Source organism: Micromonospora sp. DT231 (assembly GCF_049847025.1).
Classification (GTDB): domain Bacteria; phylum Actinomycetota; class Actinomycetes; order Mycobacteriales; family Micromonosporaceae; genus Micromonospora.
Genome location: NZ_JBNCNO010000002.1, coordinates 111,480 through 133,322 on the forward strand (window position 1 = coordinate 111,480; position 21,843 = coordinate 133,322).

Here is a 21,843-nt window from a genome sequence, read left to right on the forward strand (position 1 = left end):
CTCACAACGGGTCGCGGGTGATCGGGCACGACATGCAGCGCGGCCCGCCACGACCGGAGCCCAACTCGGACCCGGCGATCGGGATCACCTCGATGCCGGCGCGCTCCAGTTGGGCGTTGGTCTCGGTGTTGCGCTCGTAGCCGACGCACAGCCGGGGCGCCAGGGCGAGTGTGTTGTTGCCGTCGTCCCACTGCTCGCGTTCCGCGGTCACCGGGTCCAGCCCGGTGTCGATGACCCGCAGCAGGTCGAGGTCCATCGCGTCGGCGGCGGCCCGCAGGAACGGCGCGGGCCCGTCCACCCGCGGGTCCGCACCGTCCGCGCCGGCGATCACCGTGTACGCGGACAGCGTGCTCGCGATGTTGGGATACATCAGCACGGCGTCCACGTCGACCATCGTGCAGACCGTGTCGAGGTGCATGGTGGCGCGCTTCTGGGCGATCGGCACCACCAGGATGGTGTGCGCCAGGCCGGCGGCGAAGACCTGCCGGCCGAGTCGTTCCGCGCCGGCGGGTGTGGTCCGTTCACCCACCCCGACCGCCAGTACTCCGGGGGCGAGCAGCAGCACGTCCCCGCCCTCCAGGTGCTCCAGGTTGGGGCGGTAGACGAACTCGGTGCCGGCGAAGCGTGGGTGGTGGCGGTAGATGGCGTCGGTCAGGGTGGTCTCGCGGCTTCGGGCCGGCATGGCCAGGCTCGTGACACCGACCCGGTCGCCGATCCACAGCGACGAGTCGCGGGTGAACAGCAGGTTGGGCAACGGGTCGATGACGAAGTCGTGTCGGTCCATCAGCGTGTAGACGAGTCCGCCCGGCCGCTCCGAGCTGATCCGCAGCTCCTCGTGGGCCAGCCCGGCGGTGAGCACGTCGGCCAGGGCGGCCGGGTCGAGGTAGGAGAGGTGGTCGGCGACGCGGGCCCGCAGGGTGTCGCCGAGCCGCCGGGAGCGCAGCACCTCTTCGGTGAGCTCGGCACGGGCGTCCGCCACGGCAAGCGTCTCGGTCAGCAGGGTGGCCAGGTACAGCACCTCGACTCCACGGTCGCGCAGGGCGGCGGCGAACGCGTCGTGCTCCTCCTGGGCTCGTCCGACCCAGGGGATCGCGTCGAACAGGAGCGAGTCGTTGTTGCGAGGGGTGAGCCGGGCCAGTTCGGGGCCGGGCCGGTGCAGCAGTACGGTGCCGAGCCGGCCGACTTCACTGTCGACGTAGTGGGTCACTCCCGCAGCGTAGGGCAGGGTTTGGCGGCATCCGAGAAAAGAACTGTGGATGAATATGGCATTCATCCGTAGTCACTCCGGCGTTCCGGCTTGCCGAACACCGGTAGTGGCAACGTAGGGTAGTGAGGACATAACTTCGAGGGACCTTTTGCCGGAGGTCGCGATGACTGTCTTTCCCGCACGACGAGCCGTACCGTCCGCTCGGGCACTGCCGCCCGTGTCGGTGCCACACCCCCGCGTCGAGTCGCCGGGGGTTCTCGAACCGGCCCGTCCGACACCGCTCGAATGGGCTCGCCGCCGTCGTGCCGAGCGGGGTGCGCGCCGCCTGGAGGCGGCCGGGGCGCGGGCACTGGGTCAACTCGACCACCTCGGGCCCGCCTGGCACGTCATCGAGTGGCCGCGCACGGACGTCACGGACGTCCTCGACCGCGGTCAGGACGAGCGCGCCGGGTTCCTCGCCATCGGGCCGAGCGGCCTCTTCGCCGTGACCATCGCCGACCACGGCCGGGCGAGGGTGCTCGTCGCCGGGGACGTCGTGCAGATCAACGGCAAGCGTCCGCCGTACGTGGCCGAGTCCCGCCGGGACGCCAAGCGGGCCAGCAAGGCCCTCTCCGACGCGGTGGGGCTGCCCGTCCCGGTGACGCCGGTGCTGACCTTCGTCGGCTCCGGCGTGATCAGCGTCTACGGCCTCCCGAAGGACTGTCTGATGGCCACCCACCGAGAGCTGGACCGGCTCCTCGTGGCCGGTGGCAGCCGGATCAGCCCGGCCACTGCCGAAAAGCTTTCCCGGGTCGCACAGCATCCCGGCACCTGGCTGAACGGCACGTACCGTCCACCAGCCGACTACCGGTGGTATGACGAGGGCCGAACGGCCGCTGACAAGCCGGCTCGTCGCCGGTAACGTCACCGGCGACGCCACGCGGCTCCGGCCCCCCTTCGACCTCACCGGTTTCCGCGCCGTCACCGACCGCCCCGGTTCACGCTGCGCGGTTCGGTGACCCGGTGCGCTCGGTGATTCCGTCGGCGACCCGCTAGCGTGGACAGTCGATCGGTGCACATAGGAGGCGCGGTGGCCCACGTCGAACTTTCGCTCTCAGAAGCGTTCGTGCCGGCGGCGCGGGCCTTGACAGAGCCGGAGTCCGGCAACGTCGGCCAGTGGTCCTCGACGGTCTCCCGGGCCGACGAGCCGTGCCTGCTGATCGACGCCGACACCCTGGTGTTGGCGATCTCCACCGCCGGCTGCGAGCTGCTCTGCCTGGGCGAGCCGGACGGCCTGATCGGGCGACCGCTGCTCAACGGCGGGCTGCGTCTTCTCGACTTCACCGCCAACCGGGGCGAGCTGACCGAGGCCGAGATCGACAAGATCCCGCCCCTGCTGGCGCTCACCTCCGGTCGACTCGCCCGCGGGTTACTCCGGGTGCAGGGCGCCTCCGCGGACAGCTCCGACGCGACAGTCGACGCGATCTCCACCCCGGTGCTCACCGACGGCGCCGTGGCCGGCTCGCTCACCTTCTTCTCCGAGGTCTGACCAGCCGCGTAGCCGCGCACGGCGTTGCTGGCTCAGCCTTGCGCGAGGAGGCCGTAAGGTGCCCTCATGCTCGACATCGCCGTGCTGCCAGGGGAATACGCTGTGTGTCGGCTGGCTGCCGGCACCGCCCTGCCGTACGCGTTGTCGAGCGGGCTGGGCGGCACCGACGTGGTGACGGTGAGCTGGACCTCCGACGGGATCTCGGTGATCTGCCCGGCGGATCGGGTGCCGGCGCAGGCCGTGGTGGAGACCGTCTGGCGCTGTCTACGGGTCACCGCGCCGGTGGAGCTGGCAAGCACCGGCAGCCTGGCCGCGCTCGTCGACCCGCTCGCCGAGGCGCGGGTCAGCGTGCTCACCTTCTCCACCTTCGACACCGACTATCTGCTGGTGCCGGCCGTCCGGCTGACCGAGGGCACGGCCGCGCTACAGCGCGCCGGGCACCGCGTCACCGGCTGACCTTCACCCGGTCGGCCGCTGACCCTACGATGGGCTCGGCCAACCCCGGCCGCGACGAATTCTCCGATGTCCCGAGGATCGGCCCGTGCCGTTCACCCCACCCCACCCCTCGTCTCCCCCACCACGGGCGGCGTCCCACATCCGACCGGCGCCTCGCGGCCGGGCGTCCGATCACGCCCCGGCGCGGCCCACGGTCCGGATCCGACCGGTAGCCCTCGCGGTGCTCGCCGTCGCGGTGCTCGCCGGCTGTGGCGCCCCACCCGAGTTGTCGGAGCCCACCGCCGCACCGACCCGCACCGCAGCCCCGACGGCATCCGCCCCGAGCACCCCACCCACCCGCCCGCCGGCCAGCGCACCACCACTCGGCACGGTCACGCCCACTCCGGACGCCGGGCTGGTCGCGACGGCCTGCCGGAACGGCCCGACCGGTCAACGGGTGGTGCAACTGCTGCGGGGCCGGGCCGGAGTGCTGCCGGCAAACGTCCGGGTCCAGGTCCGCACCGGGCCGCTCTGCGCCGCCGAGTGGCAGTACACCGTCCTGACGGTGACCGGCCACGAGGAGCTCCAGGTGGTCACCCGGGGTCGGGCCGACGCACCGACCCTGGTCACCGCCGGCACCGACGTGTGCACCATCGAGGTACGCGCCACCGGCCCGGCCGGGATCCGGGCCCTCGCCTGCGACGCCGTTCCGACCGTCCGGCCGGGTGCGTAGGCTGATCGCCATGCCGGGAACACCGCCGACACACTTCGTCTACCTCGGGCCGGAGGGCACCTTCGCCGAGCAGGCCCTGCGCTCCCTCCCCGCCGCCGAACGCGGCACCCGTACGCCTGCCCGCAGCGTCGGGGAGGCGCTGGACAACGTCCGGACCGGCGACGCCGACGCGGCGCTGGTGCCCCTGGAAAACTCGATCGGCGGCGCGGTGGGCGTCACCCTTGACGAGATGGCCGAGGGCGAGCCGTTGGTGATCACCCGAGAGGTGATCCTGCCTGTTGATTTCGTGCTCGGTGCTCGGCCCGGCACTCCACTGACCTCGATCCGCACCGTGGCGGCCCATCCGCAGGCCTCCACCCAGTGCCGGGGCTGGCTGCGCGACAACCTGCCGGACGCCGTGGTGGTCGACGTGCTCTCCAACGGCGCGGCCGCCGCGGGCGCGGGTGCCGGCGCGTACGACGCGGCGATCTGCGCGCCGATCGGGGCGGGCCGGCACCGGCTCACCACACTCGCCGACAAGATCGCCGATCACCCCGACGCGGTGACCCGGTTCGTGCTGGTGTCCCGTCCCGGGCCACCCCCGCCGTCGACCGGCGACGACCTCACCTCGCTCGCGGTCTACATCGCGCACGACCGGGTCGGCGCGCTGCTGTCGGTGCTGATGGAGTTGGCCGTCCGGGGCGTCAACCTGACCCGGATCGAGTCCCGCCCCACCGGGGAGGCGCTGGGCCGGTACGTCTTCTTCCTGGACTGCACCGGGCACGTGGCCGACGTACGACTGGGCGAGGCGTTGCAGGGGCTGCGCCGGGTCTGCGCGGAGGTTCGCTTCCTGGGCTCGTACCCCCGGCACCGGTGGGCCGAGGCGGCGGCCGATCGGCCGGTGCCCGCGCCGGCGGGGCTCTCCGACGCCGACTACGTCGACGCGGCGGCCTGGCTGGCCCGACTGCGCACGGGCGAGCTGACCTGACCGGTGCGGGCGCCCCTCCACGCGGGGGCGCCCACACCGAGGTCGTCAGCTCAGCAGACCGCCGAGCAGGCCGCCCTCCTGCTGCTGCTGGCCGCTGCCCAGGACCGGCGGCTCCTCGGACGGCTGCACCACCACGAAGCCCTGGCCGGCGAAGCTCATCGTGAACGACTCGCCGGTGCGTCGGCCCAGCAGCGTGCCGAGGCCCAACTGCTCGGCCCGGTGGTAGCCGGTCTGCAGGTTGGCCGACCAGCAGACCGCGGCCTGCGGGTCGACGTAGGTCGGGGCGTCCACGTTGAGCACGACGGGGGTGCCCTTGGTGGTGATGGCGATCCGTCCGTAGCCGCTGAACACACAGTTGAACAGGCCGGACGACGAGGCCATCCCGGCGCCGCCGACCATCCTGATGTCGTACTGGAGGGTCGAGTCGAAGGCGAGCACGCTGGAGCCGTTGATGGAGAGGGCGTCGCCCGGCTCCAGGTCGATGATGTGCACGTCCTTGGCGAGTTCGGCGAGGAAGACGTCACCGTGACCGGAGACCTTCATCAGGGGGACACCCTCGCCGGTGAGCTTCTGCTTGAGAAACTTGCCGAGCCCGCCCGAGCCCAACGCCTGAAACTGCACATTTCCCTGGTAGGCGACCATCGACCCGACCCGGGCCATCGCCTCACCGTTGAGTTCGATCTTCAGCATCTTGGAGTTCTGCAGCCGCATGCCGGGCTGCGCGGACTCCTTCTCCAGATTTTCGGCGGAGAACAGCTCACTGCGCATGAAAGGGTGCCTCCTGACAGGGTTGCGGTCGCTGCACCGAAGGTAGGCGACCGGAGCAACCACGGGCCATCGGCCGAGCGGCGACCACGCGGCCGCCGGTGGGCTCAGCCCCAGCCCAACGCGTGCAGCCGTTCGTCGTCGATGCCGAAGTGGTGGGCGATCTCGTGCACGACCGTCACCGCGACCTCGTCGACGACATCGTCGTCGTTGTCGCAGATCCGCAGGATCGGGCGCCGGTAGATGAAGATGCGGTCCGGCAACACGCCGGAGTAGTCCCAGCCGCGACTGGTGAGGGCGTGGCCTTCGTAGAGGCCGAGCAGGTCGGCCTCGCCCTGCGGCGGATCGTCCTCGACGAGGATGACCACGTTGCTCATCAGGCCGAGCAGTTCCTCGGGCACCTCGTCGAGGGCGTCGGCAACCAGCTCCTCGAAGCGCTCACGGGTCATCTCCACCGGCACGCCACCCATTCTGCCCGATGCCGGACCCGGCGGGCCCCTCGTGACGTGCCGCTGGCCCGCCCCGCAGGCTCACGGAGAGAGCGACCGCCCAGGGGTGGGCGGCTGCTCTGTCCGTGAACGAGCGGTTGTGGGTCGACCGCTCAGGACGCCAGGCGCGCGCTGAGGGTGATCTCGGCGCCCGGCGAGAGCAGGCGGGAGATCGGGCAGTTGGCCTTGGCGGCCTCGGCGAGCTTCTGGAACTCCGCGTCGTCGATCCCCGGGACCTGGCCGACGGTCTCCAGGTCGATGCGGGTCACGGTCATGCCGGCGTCGGTCTTGTCCAGGTGAACCTTGGCGGTGGTCTCGACCGAGGTGGCCGTCGAGCCGGCGTCGGCGAGCGCCTTCGAGAACGCCATCGAGAAGCAGCCCGCGTGCGCGGCGGCGATCAGCTCCTCGGGGTTGGTGCCCTCGCCCTCCTCGAAGCGCGACTTGAAGGAGTAGTTGCCCGACAGGCCACCCTTACCGGTGCGGACCGTGCCGGCACCCTCGGTGAGATTGCCCTGCCATTGTGCTGAAGCGGTACGGATAGGCATGAGGAGAACGCTAGCGGAAAGGTGACCGTCGAGCGACCGACCGGCACGGACGCCTGCCGTGCGATCCCTGTCACCACGGCCTGGCTGTGCCATGATGCGACCAGGTCCGTGACCGGCGGAAGGATGGCCGATGTCCGACGAGCTTCCGATCCCGCGGCAGGGCGACCGGTCCGAAGGGCCGGCCGTGATCGAGTGGGGTGCTGTCGACCCGGCTCCACGCCGCCGTTTCGGCTGGTCCCTGGCCGGTCTCGCCGGGGACCCTCGGCTGCCTCTGCTGCTCGCCGGACTGGGCGCGGTGGCAGGTGTCGCCTCGCTCGTCGGCGAGTGGCTGGTGATGAGCCTGCCGAACGGCGGGCCCGAGGGTGAGGCCACGATCGAGGTGCCGGCCGGGGTGTCCGAGGTCGGTGGCTTCGGGGTCGGCTACCTGGTCGGGCTCCTCGGTCTCGTCTGCACCGTGGCGCTGGCCCTGCGGGGCACGGCAGCCGTTCGACCGAACGCCCGGCTCGCCGGTCTCACCCTCGCCGGCGCCCTGCTGGCGCTGCTGGTCGCCGCCACGGCCACCCTCGACGACCCCGGTCAGCGCAACTTCTTCTACTCGCCCCAGGACGGCTTCCGGGCCGAGTACGGCCGCGGCGTGGTGATGGCGTTCGCCGCCTGTGTGCTGTTCGCGGCTGCCCTGCGGCTGGCGCCCGCCGCACCACCGGGCGCGTTCGCCGGGCCACCGGACGGTGACCCGTCCGACGACGCGCCAACATCGCGACCCTGGCGCCGCCGCCGTAGGCCCGACCCGATCGAGGACGGTCCACCCGCCCCAGCCGACCTGACGGTCACCCCCGCCGCCCCCTTCGCCCGCCCCGACACCCAGCCCTGACCCGCGCACCCGCGCACCCGCTCGCTGCGCCGATCTTGCACTTTCTGTCCCGACATCAGGTGCATCCCACGCATAACGGCGACGGAAAGTGCAAGATCGCGGGAGGGGGGTTTGTTCGCGTCCGATTCGTCTGGAAGCCATGGATGCGACCCGTTCCGCGAGGTACGGTTGCTGCCCGCCGTGACGCCAGGGTCCCCTCACCAGAAGGGGACAGCAGGCGCGACGGCGGTGGGCGAAGGAGGAACCATGACCCGCCCGGGACTGCCCAAGCTGATCGCCACCGACCTCGACGGGACGCTGGTCCGCAGCGATGACACCGTCTCCGCGTACACCCATGGGGTGCTCGACCGGGTGCGGGCCGCCGGAATTCCGGTGGTCGGCGCGACCGGTCGCGGCCCTCGGCTGACCGAGTTGACCCGCAACGACATCCGGGCCGCCGACTTCCTGGTGCTGGCCGGTGGTGGCCGGGTGGTCGACCAGAGCGACCCGGCCGGCCCCGTGGTGCTCCGCGACGAGCGGCTGCCCGCCGAGGTGCTGGCCCGGCTGCTCGCCGACCTGGAGGCCGAGGTCGGCCCACTGACCGTGATGGTCGAGGCGTCCGACGAGCACGACGCCCCGCTCTGGGGTGACTACCACGAGAGCTGGCCCTACCAGGACCGGTTCGAGGCACGCAGCCGCGCGGAGTGCCTCTCCTGCGACGTGATCAAGGCGTTCGCCCGGACCGCCGACCACCACGTGGACGAACTGCTCGCGGTGGCCCGCCGGATCATCTCGCCGCAGGTCGCCACGCTCACCCAGGCCGGGCTCGGCTTCATCGAGATCTGCCCGCCGGGCGTGGACAAGGCCACCGGGCTGATGGTGGTGGCGCAGAGCCTCGGGGTGGACCCGGCCGATGTCCTGGTCTTCGGTGACATGCCCAACGACCTGCCGATGTTCGAGTGGGCCGGCTGGTCCCGGGTGGCGGTGGCCAACGCGCACCCCGCCCTGCGTGCCGCCGCCGACGAGGTGACCCTGCGCAACGACGACGACGGTGTGGCGGTGTATCTGGACCGGCTACTGTCCCGGTGATGGGAGAGACGCCTCGCCTGATCGCCACCGACATCGACGGCACGCTGATCCGCGACGACCACACAGTCAGCGCACGTACCGCCGACGTGCTCGCGCGGATCTCCGCGCGAGGCACGCCGGTCGTCCTGGTCACCGGCCGTCCGGTCCGCTGGCTCAAGATGGTGTACGACCAACTGGCCGAGCCGTTGCCGGCCGTCTGCGCCAACGGCGCGGTGGTCTACGACCCGTTCTCCGACGAGGTGCTGCGGGCCGATCCACTCGCGCCGCACCACCTGGCCGAGGTGGCCCGGAGGCTACGGGCCGAGGTGCCCGACATCAGCTTCGCGGTGGAGATCCTGGACAGCCGGGAGATGCGGCACGAGGCGCACTACCCGCTGCGGTGGGACGTCGACCCCGTGGGCATCCGACCGATCGAGACGCCCGAGGAGTTGCTCTCGGTGCCGGCGGTGAAGCTGCTCGCTCGGGCCGGCGAGCAGGACCCGGACACCTTCGTCGAGTTGATCGCCGCGGCGGTGGCGGGGCTGGCGGAGGCCACGCACTCGTCGTCCTCCGGTCTGGTGGAGATCTCCGCGGCCGGGGTGACCAAGGCGGCCGGGCTGGCCTGGTACTGCGACCGGCTCGGGGTACGCGCCGCGGACGTGCTGGCCTTCGGTGACATGCCGAACGACGTGCCGATGTTGAGTTGGGCCGGCCGGGGCGTGGCGGTGGCCAACGCGCACCGCGCCGTCCTCGCGGTCGCCGACGAGGTGACGACGGCGAACACCGAGGACGGCGTGGCGGCGTACCTGGAGAAGGTTTTCGGGGTGGACTGAGCCGGTTACAGGTACTGGCCGGTGTTGTGGCCCTCGCCGCCGCCCGGCTGGCCGATGCCCGACACCCCGGGGACGATTCCGCCGGGGCCGCTGGGCAGCGCCTGCCGGCCGCCGCGCATCTGCTCCAGTTGGACCCGGGCGGCCATCTGCTGGGCCACCAGGGCCGCCTGGATGCCGTGGAACAGGCCCTCCAGCCAACCGACGAGCTGGGCGTGCGCGATCCGCAACTCGCCCTCGCTGGGGGCCTTGTCCTCGGCGAAGGGCAGCGAGATGCGCTCCAACTCGTCGCGCAGCTCGGGGGCGAGGCCCTCCTTGAGCTCGACGATCGACCGCTCGTGGATCTCCCGCATCCGGTTGCGGCTCGCGTCGTCGAGAGGTGCGGCTTTCACCTCCTCCAGCAACTGCTTGATCATGCTGCCGATCCGCATCACCTTGGCCGGCTGTTCGACCAGGCGGGTCGGGTCCTCACCCTGGCCCTCGTCGGTCTGCATCGTCCCGATCGGCCGGCCGTCCGGACCGACCACCACAACAGTGCCGGGGTGGCCGGAGTCGTCGGTGCCCGGCTCGTCGTCGTGTCCAGCTGAGCGCGCTTCGGTCATGGGGTCCATCTTTACCCAGCGGACGGCACCCGTGGCACCCGGGACCGGCTACCGGGCCCGATACACCCGCGCGGGCGCGCTACCGTCGCCCCATGCCTGCCGACCCGCGTGCCGTGTTGACCCGGCCCGCAGCGGAGCCCGACCTCACCCTGGCGTACGGCGACCACCCGGACCAGGTGGCCGACCTGCGGTGCCCGGCGGGAGCTGACCCGGCGCGGCCGCTCGTCGTCGTCCTGCACGGCGGTTTCTGGCGGGTCGAGTACGACCGACGGCACACCGACCCGATGGCTGCCGCACTCGCCGCCGGTGGCTACCCGGTGGCCCAGCTCGAATACCGGCGGACCGGGCAGCCGGGAGGTGGTTGGCCGGGCACGTTCACCGACGTGCTGAACGGGGTGACCGAGCTGCCCGCGCTGGCCGCCGAGGCCCTGCCCGGCCGGGTGACCGGGGCCGCGCCGATCCTGGTCGGGCACTCCGCAGGCGGCCACCTGGCGCTCTACGTGGCGGCGACCGCCGCGGCGACGGTGGGTGGGGTGCTGGCCCTGGCCCCGGTGGCCGACCTGGGTGAGGCGTACCGGCGGGACCTGGACTCGGGTGCGGTCGCCGCGTTGCTCGGTGGCGGCCCGGCCGAGGTGCCCGACCGGTACGCGGTGGCGGATCCACGATTGTTGGTACCCACGCGGACACGGACGGTAGTTTTGCATGGCTCGGAGGATCAGCAGGTTCCGGTGGAGATGAGCCGGGGGTTCGTCGCGGAAGCGACCGCCGCAGGATCCGATATCTCCCTTCTTGAACTGCCCGAATGCGAGCATTTCGGGCTCATCGATCCGGAGTCCACGGCGTGGCCTCAGGTCCTTGCCTCGTTGCGGTCCCTGCACGTTGATCACTAGCCATTGACGCAGCGTCGCGGACCAGGTAGAACGCCGGAGGGGCGGTGTTCAGCCCTGCAACGCTCCTTGGAAGGAACTCGGTGTCACAGATGAATCGCAGGCGCGCGCTCCAACTGTTGGCCGCGCTCGGTACCACCGGGTTCGTCGCGGGGTGCGCCTCCGACACCGACGCCCAGCCGACCGTCAACCGCGGCCCGGTCAAGATCGGGCTGATCACGCCGAAGGCCGGCGGTCTCAAAAGCATCGGTGACGACATCACCAACGGCTTCCAGCTCTTCCTCGACCTGCACGACAAGCGGCTGGGCGGCCACCCGGTGGAGCTGCTGACCGCCGACGAGGGCGACACCCCGAAGACCGGCAAGGCCGCCGTCGACGGGCTGCTCAAGCAGGGCGTGCTGGCGCTCACCGGGGTGGTCAACTCGGCGGTGATGGTCGGCATCCGGGACACCGTCGAGCAGGCCAAGGTCCCGCTGATCGGCTCCAACGCCTCGCCGAGCAGCCTGCAGAGCGTCTTCTACATCTGGCGGACGTCGTACGTGCTGGACGAGGCCGGTCGGGCGCTGGGCCGCTACCTGCGCGACCAACTGCCGTCCAACGGTCGCGTCGCGATCATCATGCCGGAGAACGTCGGCAGCCCGGACGTGGTGCGTGGCTTCCGGCAGGAGTTCGGCGCGACCGACCCGCGGATCAGCGACCCGGTCACCTACACCAGCGCCAACCCCAACCCCGGCAAGACCACCTTCGCCTCCGACATCAGCAGGGCGTTGGCCAAGGAGCCCACCGCGGTCTTCTGCTTCTTCGCCGGCGCGGCCGCTGTCGAGTTCATCAAGCAGTTGCGGGAGAAGTTCAGCGGGCCGGTCTACGCGCCCGGTTTCCTCACCGAGGGCAACGTGCTGGAGAACCTCAAGGAGAACGCGCTGGGCATCCAGACCGCGCTCAACTACTCGGCCGACCTGAACAACACGTCGAACCGGGTCTTCGCCTCGGCCTACCGCAAGAAGTACCAGGTCACGCCCACCACGTACGCGATGGCGTCGTACGACGCGGCGCAGGTGCTCGACCAGGCGATCCAGCTGACCGGCGGCTCGCCCAGCCCACAGCAGGTAAACCTGGCGCTCGGCAAGATCGGCCAGATCGACAGCCCGCGCGGCATCTGGCAGTTCAACCAGCCACGCACGCCCCAGCAGAAGTGGTATCTGCGCGAGGTGCAGCGTGACGGTCAGGTCATGTCGAACGTGCTGATCAACGAGCTGGCCACGCTCGGCTGACGCCCACCCGCGGCACGATTCGGGGCCGGTCTCCCACTGGGAGGCCGGCCCCGACGCACGTGCGGATCAGTGCCGCAGCTCGGCGATGCAGCACTTCACACTGCCGCCGCCCTTCTTCAGCTCGGCCAGCTCGACCGGGACCGGGGTGTAACCGGCGGCCTTGAGCTTGCCGGCCAGCCGGGTGGCCTCGCTGTTGAGCACCACGTTCGCGCCGTCGCTGACCAGGTTCAGCCCGAAGGCCAACGCGTCGGCGTCGTCGGCGATCACCGCGTCCGGGAAGAGGTGGGTGAGCACCCGCTGGCTCGCCGCGGAGAACGCGCCCGGGAAGTAGATGACGTTCGAGTCGTCGAGGGCCGCCAGCGCCACGTCCAGGTGGTAGAAGCGGGGGTCGACCAGCCGCAGCGACACCACCGGGCGGCCCAGCGCCTCCTGCGCCTCGGCGTGCGCCGGAAGCTCGGTGCGGAAGCCGTGCCCGGCGAGGATGAGGCCGCCGTGCGCCTCCGGCACGTACGCGAAGTCACCCTCGCCCTCGTTGGTCTCGCTCGGCGACACGAACCGCCAACCCTGTGACTCGTAGAAGGCGTGGTGGACCGCGGCCTCGGCGGCCCGCTGCTCGTGCTTGAACCGGGCGCCGTACACGCTGCCGTCCACGACGAAGGCGCCGTTGGCGGCGTAGACCATGTCCGGCAGGCCCTGCTCGGGCGTGAGCACGTGCACCTCGTGGCCGAGGCCGACAAGCGTCTCGCGCAGCCGGTCCCACTGTTTGACGGCCAGGTCCCGGTCCACCGGGGTGGCCACGTCCATCCACGGGTTGATCGCGTACTCGACCGCGAAGTGCTCGGGCGAGCACATGAGATATGTCCGCTTTCGCGAGACTCGCTGCTGGTTCACGGTCACCAACAGTAGGTACCGTGGAACTTTGGTAACAGCCACAACCGTTGCTTCCCAGAGGCGGAACGTTGCAGATAGACGCGGTAGACCAGCGGATCATTGCGTTGCTCGTCGCCGACGCCCGTGCGTCGTACGCCGACATCGGCACCCGGGTGTCACTCTCCGCCCCGGCCGTCAAGCGTCGCGTCGACCGGCTGCGCGCCACGGGCGTGATCAGGGGATTCACGGCCGTCGTTGATCCCGCCGCCGTCGGCTGGACCACCGAGGCGTTCGTCGAGCTGTTCTGCGCCGGCCGGACCACCCCCGCCCAGATCGGCGTGGCCGCCCGGCGGCACCCGGAGGTGGTCGGGGCGTACACCGTCTCCGGGGAGGCGGACGCGCTCGTGCACCTGCGGGCCGCCGACATCGCCCACCTCGAGGCAGCGCTGGAACGGTTGCGGGCGGAGTCCTTCGTGACCTCCACCCGCAGCACCATCGTGCTGTCCCGCCTGGTCGAGTCCCCCGGCGTCGGCCCGTCCTCCCGCACCGCTTGACCTCAACCCTGGTTGAGGAGATGAAGTGGTCGGGAGCGTGGGCACGCCGCCCACCGCAGCCGAGGGAGACGTGATGCGTGCGGTCTGGTTACGTGAGTTCGGCGGGCCCGAGGTGCTGGTGCCCGGCACCGCGACCGACCCGACACCCGGCCCCGGTCAGGTGCTGATCGACGTCGCGCACGCGAACATCACATTCGTCGAGACGCAGCAGCGCGCCGGCCGCCCCGGGCCGTTCCAGGTCACCCCGCCCCTGATCCCCGGCAACGGCGTGGGCGGGGTGATCGCCGCCCACGGCCCGGACGTCGACCCGGCACTGCTCGGGCGGCGGGTGGTCAGCGCGACCGGCGGCTCCGGCGGATACGCCGAACGCGCGGCGGTCGACGCCTCCGCGCCGATCGAGGTGCCCGCCGAGCTGGCCCTGGACGAGGCGGTGGCACTGCTGGCCGACGGGCGTACCGCCACCATGCTTGTCGAGGCGGTCGGCATCCGCCCCGGTGACCGGGTGCTGGTGGAAGCGGCCGCGGGCGGCGTGGGCAGCCTGTTGGTGCGGCTCGCGGCCCAGGCCGGTGCACGGGTGATCGGCGTCGCCGGTGGGCCGCGCAAGGTGGACCTGCTACCCGGCCTGGGTGCCGACCTGGCCGTCGACTACCTCCAGCCAGACTGGGCCGACCGCGTTCGGGCCCCACTGGGCGGCGTCGACGTGGTGTTCGACGGGGTCGGCGGCGCGGTGGCCCGAGCGGCCTTCGACCTGCTGGACCCGGGCGGTCGCATGGTCAGCTTCGGCCTGGCGAGCGGGGAGTGGTCCCCGGTGTCGGCGGAGGCCGCCACGGCACGGCAGGTCACCCTGGTACGGCCGGACACGTCACCCGCACAACTACTGGCGTACACCCGGCAGGCCCTGGCCGGCGGCGCGGCCGGCCGCCTACGCCCGCTCATCGGCCAGCGATTCCCGCTGGAACGCGCCGCCGACGCGCACGCCGCCATCGAGGCGCGCGCAACGGTCGGCAAGACTCTGCTGGACGTCGCCTAGAGATACATGCCGGTGCGGTGCTCCGAGTCGTCGCGCCGAACCGGCTTGTCGCCCTCGCCGAAGAACCGCTTGCCGCCGAACTCGCCATGCAGCCGGTCGTCCAACTCGTCGGCGAGACCGGTCATCACCTGCACCGCAAGCATCAGGTGGGTGGCCTGGAAGTTGCGACCGAAGACCGGGATGGACGCCCAGACCGTGTCGTCGGCGCAGTAGAGGCGGCCGATCGGCATCCGGTTGGTCAACTCGGAGAGCTTGACGTAGAGCCGCTCGGTCGGCTCCACCTCGGTGAGCACCGGGGAGAACACGTCCACAAGCGGCGGATTGTCGCGTACCCGTACGAAGACCATCGCCGAGCCGGCCCGGATGTTGATGTCGCCGTCCGAGTCGACCTGCAACCGGTCGGTGTCCGACTTCAGCATCGTGGAGACCACGGTCCGGACCCGATCAGCCAGGTCGAGCACGTCGTCCCGCTCGACCTGCGCGGAGGCCGCCTCGGCCAGCGCCTCCTCCAGGTCGCCCTCGACGTCGGCGTCCGGGCCGAACTCGCTGCGCGCCGTGCCCAACGGGTCCACGGCCAGCGGCTCACCCTCGGCGTCCTGCACCAGGTAGACGAGGAACGCCGGATGCGGGGCGCCGTAGACGTCCCGCAGCGTCCGGGAGAGCAACGCCGCGACCCGTGTCGACTCGCTCGTCTCGCCGTCCAGCCCGAAGAAGCCACCGGAGCCGGCGACCACCCCGGGCGGCGACCAGCCGAGCGCGACCATGTCCGCCACCGCGCTGCGGTCCAGCCGGTAGCCCGCCGGCAGCGTGGCGTTTCCGACCGCCCGCGCGGACAGCCCGCCGCCGTCGCGCACATCCACGCTCACCGAGTAGACGGCGTCCCCGGTGCCGGAGGCGGTCGGGTCCAGGGTCACCTCCAGGTGCGCGCCGACGGGAAGCTCCCGCAGCCGCACGGCGAGCGCGCGGGCGAACTCCTGCCAGGCCTCGGTCACCTTCGCCCGCAGGTCGGTCGTGCTGGGTTCGTCGAGCAGGATCGATTCCGCCGGCTCAGTCGTAGCGCCGGGCAGGTCACCGAGCGGCGCCGAGGGGTGGTCAGCCGTCATGATCGCCTCCGTCCGTCCCGATCACCCTACCCACGCCGCCCTCGGGCCTCGTCAGCCCGGACCGGGATCGGACAGGGGCAGTCAGGGGGCCGTCGGGTCCGCCGGGTCCGCGCCCAGCTCGACGGGCCAGGCACCGGCCAGGGCGCTGAGCCGGGCCGCGGCGTCCGCCGGGTCGGCACCCCGGCCGACCGCCAGCCCCAGCAGGTACGCGGTGACCGGCGCGCCCGGCCGCAGCACCTGGTGGGCGACGTCGCGGGCCACATCAAGCACCGCCTGCACGGGCACCCCGGTCGGGTCCAGATCCAGCTCGGCGCACGCCGCCGTCACCCAGTCGTCCATCACCGTCATCGCGCCCACTCCTCCGCCCGGCGTACGTCCTCGTCAGTGTCGCAGTCGAACCAGGGCGGCGGGCCGTCGCCGGACCAGGCCACCTCCCGCACGACGAGCCCGGCCAGCAGCGCCCGGACCGGGGCTCCGGACAGGCTGCCGCCCCGCTCGCCGGTCAGGCGGTCCAGCCCGGCCCGCAGCGCCGCGACCCGCCAGACACCGCAGAGCGACTGTCGCCGCCCGTCCCCGTCGACGAAGCACGCCCCGTCGGCGTTTTCGCCGGCGAGGTGGGCCAGCAGGTCGCCGATCGCGGAGCGGGTGAGCAGCGGCAGGTCGGCGGCGAGCAACGCGACCAGGACGATGTCGGTCTCCAGCAACGCCAGGCCGGCAGCGGCGGCGGCGACCGGGCCTCCGCCCGGCGGATCCTCCCGGACGACCCGCACACCCGCCGGCACGGAGTCGGCCGCACCGACAAGCACGCGCGGCCTCGCGTCGCCGACAGCGGCCAGCACCCGGTCACGCATCGGCCGCCCGCCAACGGAAAGCGCGGGCTTGTCCACCCCGCCCATCCGTCGAGCGGCCCCACCCGCGAGCACCACAGCGGCGTACGTCCCCACCCGACCACCGTAACCGTGCCCCCGCCCCCGGCCCCCGGCCCGCCCCCGGCCCCCGGCCCCCGGCCCCCGACCCCTCGCCTCGGTGATCATGAGGTTGTCGTTCGACACGCCGACGACACGCGCGGACAACTCCATGATCAACGCGCAGGGTGGCAGCGCGCCGGGTGCAGGGTGGCAGCGCGCCGGGTGCAGGGTTGTGGCGCGCCGGGTGCAGGGTTGCGGCGCGCCGGGTATCAGCGCGCGGGGGTTGGGGTGGGGTGGAGGATGGCGGGATGGGACGGGCTACTGATCGGCGGGGCGTACTTCGGATCGACCTGGACGCGGCGACAGTCGGGCGCGGGTCCATCCGTCGACCGGACACGCTCGCGGTGGAGGAACCGCTGGAGATCCGGGTCGGCGCGGCCGGTCCGGGCCGGCGAAAGCCCCTGGCCGTCACTATGCGTACCCCCGGTGACGACCTCGACCTGGCCATCGGGTTCCTGCTGACCGAGGGGCTGATCCGGTCGACCGACGACGTGTTGACCGCGCAGCTCTGCGCTGGCGCGGAGACACCCAACACGTACAACGTGGTGGACGTGACGCTCGCCCCCGGCGTGCCGGAACCGACGACCGACCCGTCCCGCAACTTCTACACGACAAGTTCCTGCGGCGTCTGCGGCAAGGCCAGCATCGACGCGGTCCGCACCCGGTCCCTGTTCCCGGTCGCCGACGATCCGCTCAGCGTGCCCGCCGCGCTCCTCGCCGACCTGCCCGACCGACTGCGCGCCGCCCAGCGTGGCTTCGACCGGACCGGTGGGCTGCACGCGGCGGGCCTCTTCACCCCCGGCGGAGAGCTGGTGGTGCTGCGGGAGGACGTGGGCCGGCACAACGCGGTGGACAAGGTGATCGGCTGGGCGGTGCGCGAACGTCGGCTGCCACTGGCCGGGCACCTGCTGTTGGTCTCCGGCCGGGCCAGCTTCGAGCTGACCCAGAAGGCGTGGATGGCGGGGCTGCCGCTGCTGGCCGCGGTGTCCGCACCGAGCACGCTCGCCGCCGAACTGGCGGACGAGGCGGGGATGACACTCGTCGGTTTCCTGCGCGGCCGGACCATGAACGTCTACACCGGGCCGCACCGGATCACACTGGAACAGTCGGCCTGACGCTCAGCGACCGATCAGGTCGAACAGGGCCAGCCGCGCGGCGGCGTCGCGGGCGATCAGGAAGCCGGCGATGCCGAGGATCCAGCCCAACGCACCGCCCGCCTTCGCGACGATCCAGGCGTTGAGGCGGGCCAACACCGGCTCGACAAACGCCGGGCGGGCCACCCTCGCAGCCAGCAACACCACCGCCGGCAGCACCATGACCAGGCAATATCCGGCAAGCAGCGCCACCACGGCCACCGCGCCCACCCCCGAGGTCGCCAACAGACCAACCGCACCGAGGTACGGCAGCATCGTCGCCACCTCGGCGAGCGCGGCCAGCAACGCCAGCCCGACCAGCCAGCGGGCCGAGGAGTCCCCGGCGGTGGCCCGGTCCCGCCACCGCAGCACCCCACCGGTGCGGGGCCGCCGTTTGCCGTCGTAGCGGAAGCTGAGCGCCAGCATCGCGACACCCAGCACGAGTTGCGCCCAGAGGACCGCCCGGTTGTCCAGAGCACCGCCCAGCGCATCACCCAACCTGCTGCCACCCCACACCAGCAGCAGCCCCACCGCGAGATAGAACGCCGCGATGGTGGCGAGGTAGCCCAGGATCCGCCGCGCGTTGACCGGCCCGGGGGCGAGCAGCAGCCAGACCGGGATGAAGAGGGTGCCGATGCTGGTGCTGTCCACCAACGCCAGCCCGGCCAACGAGAGCAGCAGTTCGGGGGTCACTCGATCATTGTCGGCTGGCGTACGCCCCGCCGAGTCGGCCGCGATCAGGAGAAACGCGTACATCGTTCGGCGGAGTCGCACGTACGGGACCGCCCCGGTCGGGTTTGCTGAAATCGGGTGTCCCGGCAGCGAGGACACCCCGCCTTCCAGGAAGCCGAGTCGATCGCTCGTCAGCGGCGGCCACGTCGTCTCCGCTTGCGCGGACGGATGACCCCTGGCATCCCGGCCGACGGCCACCCGTCCAGCTCGGACGGGGGCACACCGCGCCGGAGCATGTCGTCCAGCAGCACGGCGAGCGCGTAGTCAGGGTGCAGGCTCAGCGTGCGCTCCAGCGCGACCGCCGCCAACGCCCCCTGCCCCGCACGCCAGGCCGCGAACGCCAGCAGCGCGCCCGGCGCGGCGGCAAACTTCGGCTCGGCCCGCCGCAGCACGTCGGTCCACATGGCGATGTCCCGATCCCGACCGTCGGTGCGTTCCCAGGCGTGATCGCGGATCGGCAGGTGGAGCATCAGCACGCTCAACCAGGCCACCTCGTCGTCGTCGAGCCGCTCCCCGCGGCGCTGCCGGCGCTGGGCCTCGCGGACCGCCACGACCCCGGCGGAGCACATCGTCCGGTTGCCCAGCAGGTCGCTCGAGGGCGCCTGCTCAAGCAACTCGGCCAGGCGCGACTCGGCGCGGGCGGTGGCCGCTCGCACCGCGTCCCGGGCCGGCCCGTCCACGGGTGCCACCTGCGCCACGAGGGCCGCCCGGTCGGGGAGCGCGACCTGGCCCGCGAAGACCGCCGAGGCGGTCACCGGGTTGGCGGACGGGTCGTAGCGCCGGCCCTCGGGTGGGCAGCAGTCGGGCTCGGTGCAGAGGTAGGACCACCACAGGCCCTCGGTCACCCGCAGCGCGTCGAGGACCTCCAGCCCGGCGGCGAGCAGTGCGGCACGTACCGCGTCCACGGCCGGCGTCACCCGATCGGGTGGCCCGTAGCCGACCACGGTGGCCGCCTCCGCGCCCTGCCGGCGGATCACCCCGGCCAGGTGCCGGGCCCGCTCCACGGGATCAGCCGACGGATCGGGCAGGTCCGCCCGGGCGGCGAAGATGATCTGCCGCCCGAGCAACGCCACCGCGACCACGCTGTCGGCGGGATGGAAGCCGAGCAGGTACGGCACGGCGGCGATCAGGTCGGCGGGCGAGCGGACGGCGAGCTGGGGGCGTTCGGTCGAGGCCATGTCGGAAGCCTGCGGCGGGTCCGCCCGGCCCAACAGGCCCTGTGGACGACACGCGGTTTATCCACAGTTACTTACCGTGTTTTCGCTGCTCAACCATTTCTACGAGTGCCGAAAGAGACCCGATGTCCTCGGCCGGCACCGTGGCGTCACAGGGAGCGGTTACCGTGCGCTGATGGACCTGGCGTACCTGCGCGCGCATCCGGCACACCTGCCGACCTTCCGGACCCACCAGCGGATCCGGGAGACGCCGGTCGCCGGTGGGCACATCTGCGCCGCCGCCCGGCTCACCCTCGACGACGGCCACTCCGTCTTCGCCAAATCCTGGCCCGAGGACGCCGGCCGACCCGCGCCGGAGGGTTTCTTCGCCGCCGAGGCGGCCGGGCTGCGCTGGCTGCGGGAGGCCGGGGCGATCGCCGTACCCGAGGTGATCGTGGCGTTGCCGGACCTGCTGGCGCTCGACTGGGTGGAGCCCGGCGAGCCGACGCCGGAGGCCGCGGAACGCTTCGGCCGGGAGTTGGCCGACCTGCACCGGGCGGGCTCACCCGCCTTCGGTGCGACCTGGCCGGGGTTCATCGGGTCGCTCCCCCAGGACAACACCCCCACCGACGGGCCCTGGTCGACGTGGTTCGCCGAGCGACGTCTCGTCCCCTACCTGCGACGTTCGGTCGACGGTGGCGCGCTGACCAGCGCCGACGCCACGGTCGTCGAGCAGGTGATCGGTCGGCTCGACGGGCTCGGCGGCGACGAGCCACCGGCGCGCATCCACGGCGACCTGTGGCCGGGCAACGTGCTCTGGGGCGCCGCGGACCGGGCCTGGCTGATCGACCCGGCGGCGCACGGCGGGCACCGGGAAACGGATCTGGCCCAGCTCGCCCTCTTCGGCGGGATCCCCCACCTGGACCGGATGCTGGCCGCCTACCGGGAGAGGTGGCCGCTGCCGGACGGCTGGCGCGACCGGGTGCCACTGCACCAACTGCATCTGCTGCTCGTGCACACCGCGCTCTTCGGCGGCGGCTACCGAGACGCGGTCCTCCAGGCTGCCCGCGCCGTCCCGGCCCGGGTCGAACGCGCTACGGTCGACAGGTGAGCGCCACCCCGGGGACCGATGGCGTCCTCGTCGACAGGTACGACCGCGTCGCCCGGGACCTGCGCGTGTCCCTCACCGACAAGTGCAACCTGCGCTGCACCTACTGCATGCCGGCGGAAGGGCTGCCCTGGTTGGCGGGCCCCGAGCTGCTGACCGACGCGGAGATCGTCCGGCTGGTCCGGGTGGCCGTCGAGCGGCTCGGTGTGACCGAGGTGCGGTTCACCGGCGGCGAGCCGCTGATCCGGCCCGGCCTGGTGGGCATCGTGACCGCCGTGGCCGCGTTGCGGCCCCGACCCCGGGTCTCGCTGACCACAAACGGCATCGGGCTCGACCGGCTGGCCCCGGCGCTGCGCACGGCCGGCCTGGACCGGGTGAACGTCTCACTTGACACTCTGGACGCGGACCGGTTCACCCGACTCACCCGCCGTCCCCGCCTCGACGCGGTGCTGGCCGGGCTCGCCGGGGCGGCCGCCGCCGGGCTCGATCCCGTGAAGATCAATTCTGTGCTGATGCGCGGTGTCAACGAGGACGAGGCGCCCGCCCTGCTCCGCTTCGCCGTCGATCACGACTACCAGTTGCGGATCATCGAGCAGATGCCGTTGGACGCCCAGCACGGCTGGAACCGCGACACCATGGTCACCGCCGAGGAGATCCTGACCTCCCTGCGTACCGTCTTCGATCTCAGCCCCGACCCGGCCGAGCGCGGGGCGGCGCCGGCGGAGACCTGGCTCGTCGACGGAGGCCCCGCCCGGGTTGGCGTGATCGCCAGCGTCACCCGGCCGTTCTGCGGAGACTGCGACCGCACCCGGCTCACCGCGGACGGCCAGGTCCGCGCCTGCCTCTTCGCCACCGAGGAGTCCGACCTGCGCGCGGCGCTGCGCGCCGGTGCGGACGACGACGAGTTGGCCCGACGCTGGCGCACCGCGATGTGGGGCAAACGCGCCGGGCACGGCATCGACGACCCGACCTTCCTCCAGCCGACCCGGCCGATGTCCGCGATCGGGGGTTGAGG

Annotated in this window: 26 protein-coding genes; 15 read left to right on the plus strand and 11 right to left on the minus strand. The window is 72.2% G+C overall.

The window, feature by feature from the left end; all coding sequences use genetic code 11:
- Position 1: 1 nt before the first annotated feature.
- Positions 2-1,207: an arginine deiminase gene (locus tag ACPXBU_RS05320; RefSeq protein ID WP_425756861.1), complete on the minus strand. Its 1,206-nt coding sequence runs from the start codon at positions 1,205-1,207 to the stop codon at positions 2-4.
- Between the two features lie 163 nt (positions 1,208-1,370).
- Here ACPXBU_RS05320 and ACPXBU_RS05325 point away from each other — a divergent pair, with 163 nt between their 5' ends.
- The 5 genes from ACPXBU_RS05325 (at position 1,371) to pheA (ending at position 4,870) form a co-directional block, all read left to right on the plus strand.
- Positions 1,371-2,108 carry a hypothetical protein gene (locus ACPXBU_RS05325; protein WP_393364875.1) on the plus strand — a complete coding sequence of 246 codons (738 nt, stop codon included), beginning with the start codon at positions 1,371-1,373 and terminating at the stop codon, positions 2,106-2,108.
- 168 nt (positions 2,109-2,276) lie between these two features.
- Positions 2,277-2,735 carry a hypothetical protein gene (locus ACPXBU_RS05330; protein WP_393364878.1) on the plus strand — a complete coding sequence of 153 codons (459 nt, stop codon included), beginning with the start codon at positions 2,277-2,279 and terminating at the stop codon, positions 2,733-2,735.
- 66 nt (positions 2,736-2,801) lie between these two features.
- The gene (locus tag ACPXBU_RS05335) at positions 2,802-3,191 is read left to right on the plus strand and encodes an ACT domain-containing protein (RefSeq protein ID WP_393364881.1); all 390 of its coding nucleotides are present in this window, start codon (positions 2,802-2,804) and stop codon (positions 3,189-3,191) included.
- A gap of 85 nt (positions 3,192-3,276) precedes the next feature.
- Positions 3,277-3,903 (plus strand): hypothetical protein, encoded by a 627-nt coding sequence (locus tag ACPXBU_RS05340; RefSeq protein WP_393364883.1) that lies wholly within the window; start codon positions 3,277-3,279, stop codon positions 3,901-3,903.
- A gap of 10 nt (positions 3,904-3,913) precedes the next feature.
- Entirely contained in the window at positions 3,914-4,870 is a 957-nt protein-coding gene (gene pheA, locus ACPXBU_RS05345) for a prephenate dehydratase (protein ID WP_425756864.1), read from the plus strand.
- A 45-nt stretch (positions 4,871-4,915) separates the two neighbouring features.
- Here pheA and ACPXBU_RS05350 read toward each other — a convergent pair whose 3' ends face one another.
- The 3 genes from ACPXBU_RS05350 to ACPXBU_RS05360 form a co-directional block, all read right to left on the minus strand.
- Complete coding sequence (locus tag ACPXBU_RS05350; RefSeq protein WP_357065944.1) at positions 4,916-5,638, minus strand: AIM24 family protein; 723 nt, start codon at positions 5,636-5,638, stop codon at positions 4,916-4,918.
- A gap of 104 nt (positions 5,639-5,742) precedes the next feature.
- Positions 5,743-6,090 (minus strand): metallopeptidase family protein, encoded by a 348-nt coding sequence (locus tag ACPXBU_RS05355; RefSeq protein ID WP_393367003.1) that lies wholly within the window; start codon positions 6,088-6,090, stop codon positions 5,743-5,745.
- Between the two features lie 146 nt (positions 6,091-6,236).
- On the minus strand, positions 6,237-6,668 hold the full coding sequence (locus ACPXBU_RS05360) for an OsmC family protein (protein ID WP_110564777.1): 432 nt from the start codon (positions 6,666-6,668) through the stop codon (positions 6,237-6,239).
- A gap of 130 nt (positions 6,669-6,798) precedes the next feature.
- On the opposite strand from ACPXBU_RS05360, the gene ACPXBU_RS05365 reads away from it, so the two are divergent.
- The 3 genes from ACPXBU_RS05365 (at position 6,799) to ACPXBU_RS05375 (ending at position 9,419) form a co-directional block, all read left to right on the plus strand.
- Complete coding sequence (locus tag ACPXBU_RS05365) at positions 6,799-7,539, plus strand: hypothetical protein (RefSeq protein WP_425756866.1); 741 nt, start codon at positions 6,799-6,801, stop codon at positions 7,537-7,539.
- Positions 7,540-7,785: 246 nt separating this feature from the next.
- On the plus strand, positions 7,786-8,607 hold the full coding sequence (locus ACPXBU_RS05370) for an HAD family hydrolase (RefSeq protein ID WP_393364891.1): 822 nt from the start codon (positions 7,786-7,788) through the stop codon (positions 8,605-8,607).
- Entirely contained in the window at positions 8,607-9,419 is an 813-nt protein-coding gene (locus tag ACPXBU_RS05375; protein ID WP_393364894.1) for an HAD family hydrolase, read from the plus strand. Before ACPXBU_RS05370 ends, ACPXBU_RS05375 begins: the two co-directional genes overlap by 1 nt.
- Before the next feature lie 5 nt (positions 9,420-9,424).
- Here the strand turns inward: ACPXBU_RS05375 and ACPXBU_RS05380 are convergent, their stop codons facing one another.
- Positions 9,425-10,027 carry a bacterial proteasome activator family protein gene (locus ACPXBU_RS05380; protein WP_393364897.1) on the minus strand — a complete coding sequence of 201 codons (603 nt, stop codon included), beginning with the start codon at positions 10,025-10,027 and terminating at the stop codon, positions 9,425-9,427.
- Between the two features lie 83 nt (positions 10,028-10,110).
- Here ACPXBU_RS05380 and ACPXBU_RS05385 point away from each other — a divergent pair, with 83 nt between their 5' ends.
- Positions 10,111-10,908 carry an alpha/beta hydrolase family protein gene (locus ACPXBU_RS05385; protein WP_425756869.1) on the plus strand — a complete coding sequence of 266 codons (798 nt, stop codon included), beginning with the start codon at positions 10,111-10,113 and terminating at the stop codon, positions 10,906-10,908.
- Between the two features lie 80 nt (positions 10,909-10,988).
- Positions 10,989-12,176: an ABC transporter substrate-binding protein gene (locus ACPXBU_RS05390; RefSeq protein ID WP_393364903.1), complete on the plus strand. Its 1,188-nt coding sequence runs from the start codon at positions 10,989-10,991 to the stop codon at positions 12,174-12,176.
- Between the two features lie 66 nt (positions 12,177-12,242).
- On the opposite strand, the gene ddaH is transcribed toward ACPXBU_RS05390, so the two are convergent.
- On the minus strand, positions 12,243-13,076 hold the full coding sequence (gene ddaH, locus ACPXBU_RS05395) for a dimethylargininase (protein ID WP_393364906.1): 834 nt from the start codon (positions 13,074-13,076) through the stop codon (positions 12,243-12,245).
- 59 nt (positions 13,077-13,135) lie between these two features.
- Between ddaH and ACPXBU_RS05400 the strand changes: the two genes are divergently transcribed.
- Positions 13,136-13,600, plus strand: a complete 465-nt coding sequence (locus ACPXBU_RS05400) for an Lrp/AsnC family transcriptional regulator (RefSeq protein ID WP_393364909.1) — start codon at positions 13,136-13,138, stop codon at positions 13,598-13,600.
- Between the two features lie 25 nt (positions 13,601-13,625).
- Entirely contained in the window at positions 13,626-14,630 is a 1,005-nt protein-coding gene (locus ACPXBU_RS05405; protein ID WP_425756871.1) for a zinc-binding dehydrogenase, read from the plus strand.
- Here ACPXBU_RS05405 and ACPXBU_RS05410 read toward each other — a convergent pair.
- From ACPXBU_RS05410 to mobA, 3 genes are all read right to left on the minus strand, one after another.
- Positions 14,627-15,733 carry a T3SS (YopN, CesT) and YbjN peptide-binding chaperone 1 gene (locus tag ACPXBU_RS05410; protein ID WP_425756873.1) on the minus strand — a complete coding sequence of 369 codons (1,107 nt, stop codon included), beginning with the start codon at positions 15,731-15,733 and terminating at the stop codon, positions 14,627-14,629. The genes ACPXBU_RS05405 and ACPXBU_RS05410 overlap by 4 nt on opposite strands.
- Before the next feature lie 81 nt (positions 15,734-15,814).
- Entirely contained in the window at positions 15,815-16,081 is a 267-nt protein-coding gene (locus ACPXBU_RS05415; protein ID WP_393364918.1) for a DUF6457 domain-containing protein, read from the minus strand.
- The gene (mobA, locus tag ACPXBU_RS05420; protein ID WP_425756875.1) at positions 16,078-16,677 is read right to left on the minus strand and encodes a molybdenum cofactor guanylyltransferase; all 600 of its coding nucleotides are present in this window, start codon (positions 16,675-16,677) and stop codon (positions 16,078-16,080) included. Before mobA ends, ACPXBU_RS05415 begins: the two co-directional genes overlap by 4 nt.
- A gap of 272 nt (positions 16,678-16,949) precedes the next feature.
- On the opposite strand from mobA, the gene fdhD reads away from it, so the two are divergent.
- A complete protein-coding gene (gene fdhD / locus ACPXBU_RS05425) occupies positions 16,950-17,816 on the plus strand; it encodes a formate dehydrogenase accessory sulfurtransferase FdhD (protein WP_393364924.1) in 867 nt (288 codons plus the stop codon).
- A 3-nt stretch (positions 17,817-17,819) separates the two neighbouring features.
- Here fdhD and ACPXBU_RS05430 read toward each other — a convergent pair whose 3' ends face one another.
- Positions 17,820-18,527: a GAP family protein gene (locus ACPXBU_RS05430; RefSeq protein WP_425756878.1), complete on the minus strand. Its 708-nt coding sequence runs from the start codon at positions 18,525-18,527 to the stop codon at positions 17,820-17,822.
- A gap of 170 nt (positions 18,528-18,697) precedes the next feature.
- Entirely contained in the window at positions 18,698-19,744 is a 1,047-nt protein-coding gene (locus ACPXBU_RS05435) for a DUF4192 domain-containing protein (protein ID WP_425756880.1), read from the minus strand.
- 172 nt (positions 19,745-19,916) lie between these two features.
- Between ACPXBU_RS05435 and ACPXBU_RS05440 the strand changes: the two genes are divergently transcribed.
- A complete protein-coding gene (locus ACPXBU_RS05440; RefSeq protein ID WP_425756882.1) occupies positions 19,917-20,831 on the plus strand; it encodes a fructosamine kinase family protein in 915 nt (304 codons plus the stop codon).
- Positions 20,828-21,841 carry a GTP 3',8-cyclase MoaA gene (moaA, locus tag ACPXBU_RS05445; RefSeq protein ID WP_425756884.1) on the plus strand — a complete coding sequence of 338 codons (1,014 nt, stop codon included), beginning with the start codon at positions 20,828-20,830 and terminating at the stop codon, positions 21,839-21,841. The genes ACPXBU_RS05440 and moaA overlap by 4 nt, the downstream gene beginning before the upstream one ends.
- The last annotated feature ends 2 nt before the right edge of the window (positions 21,842-21,843 follow it).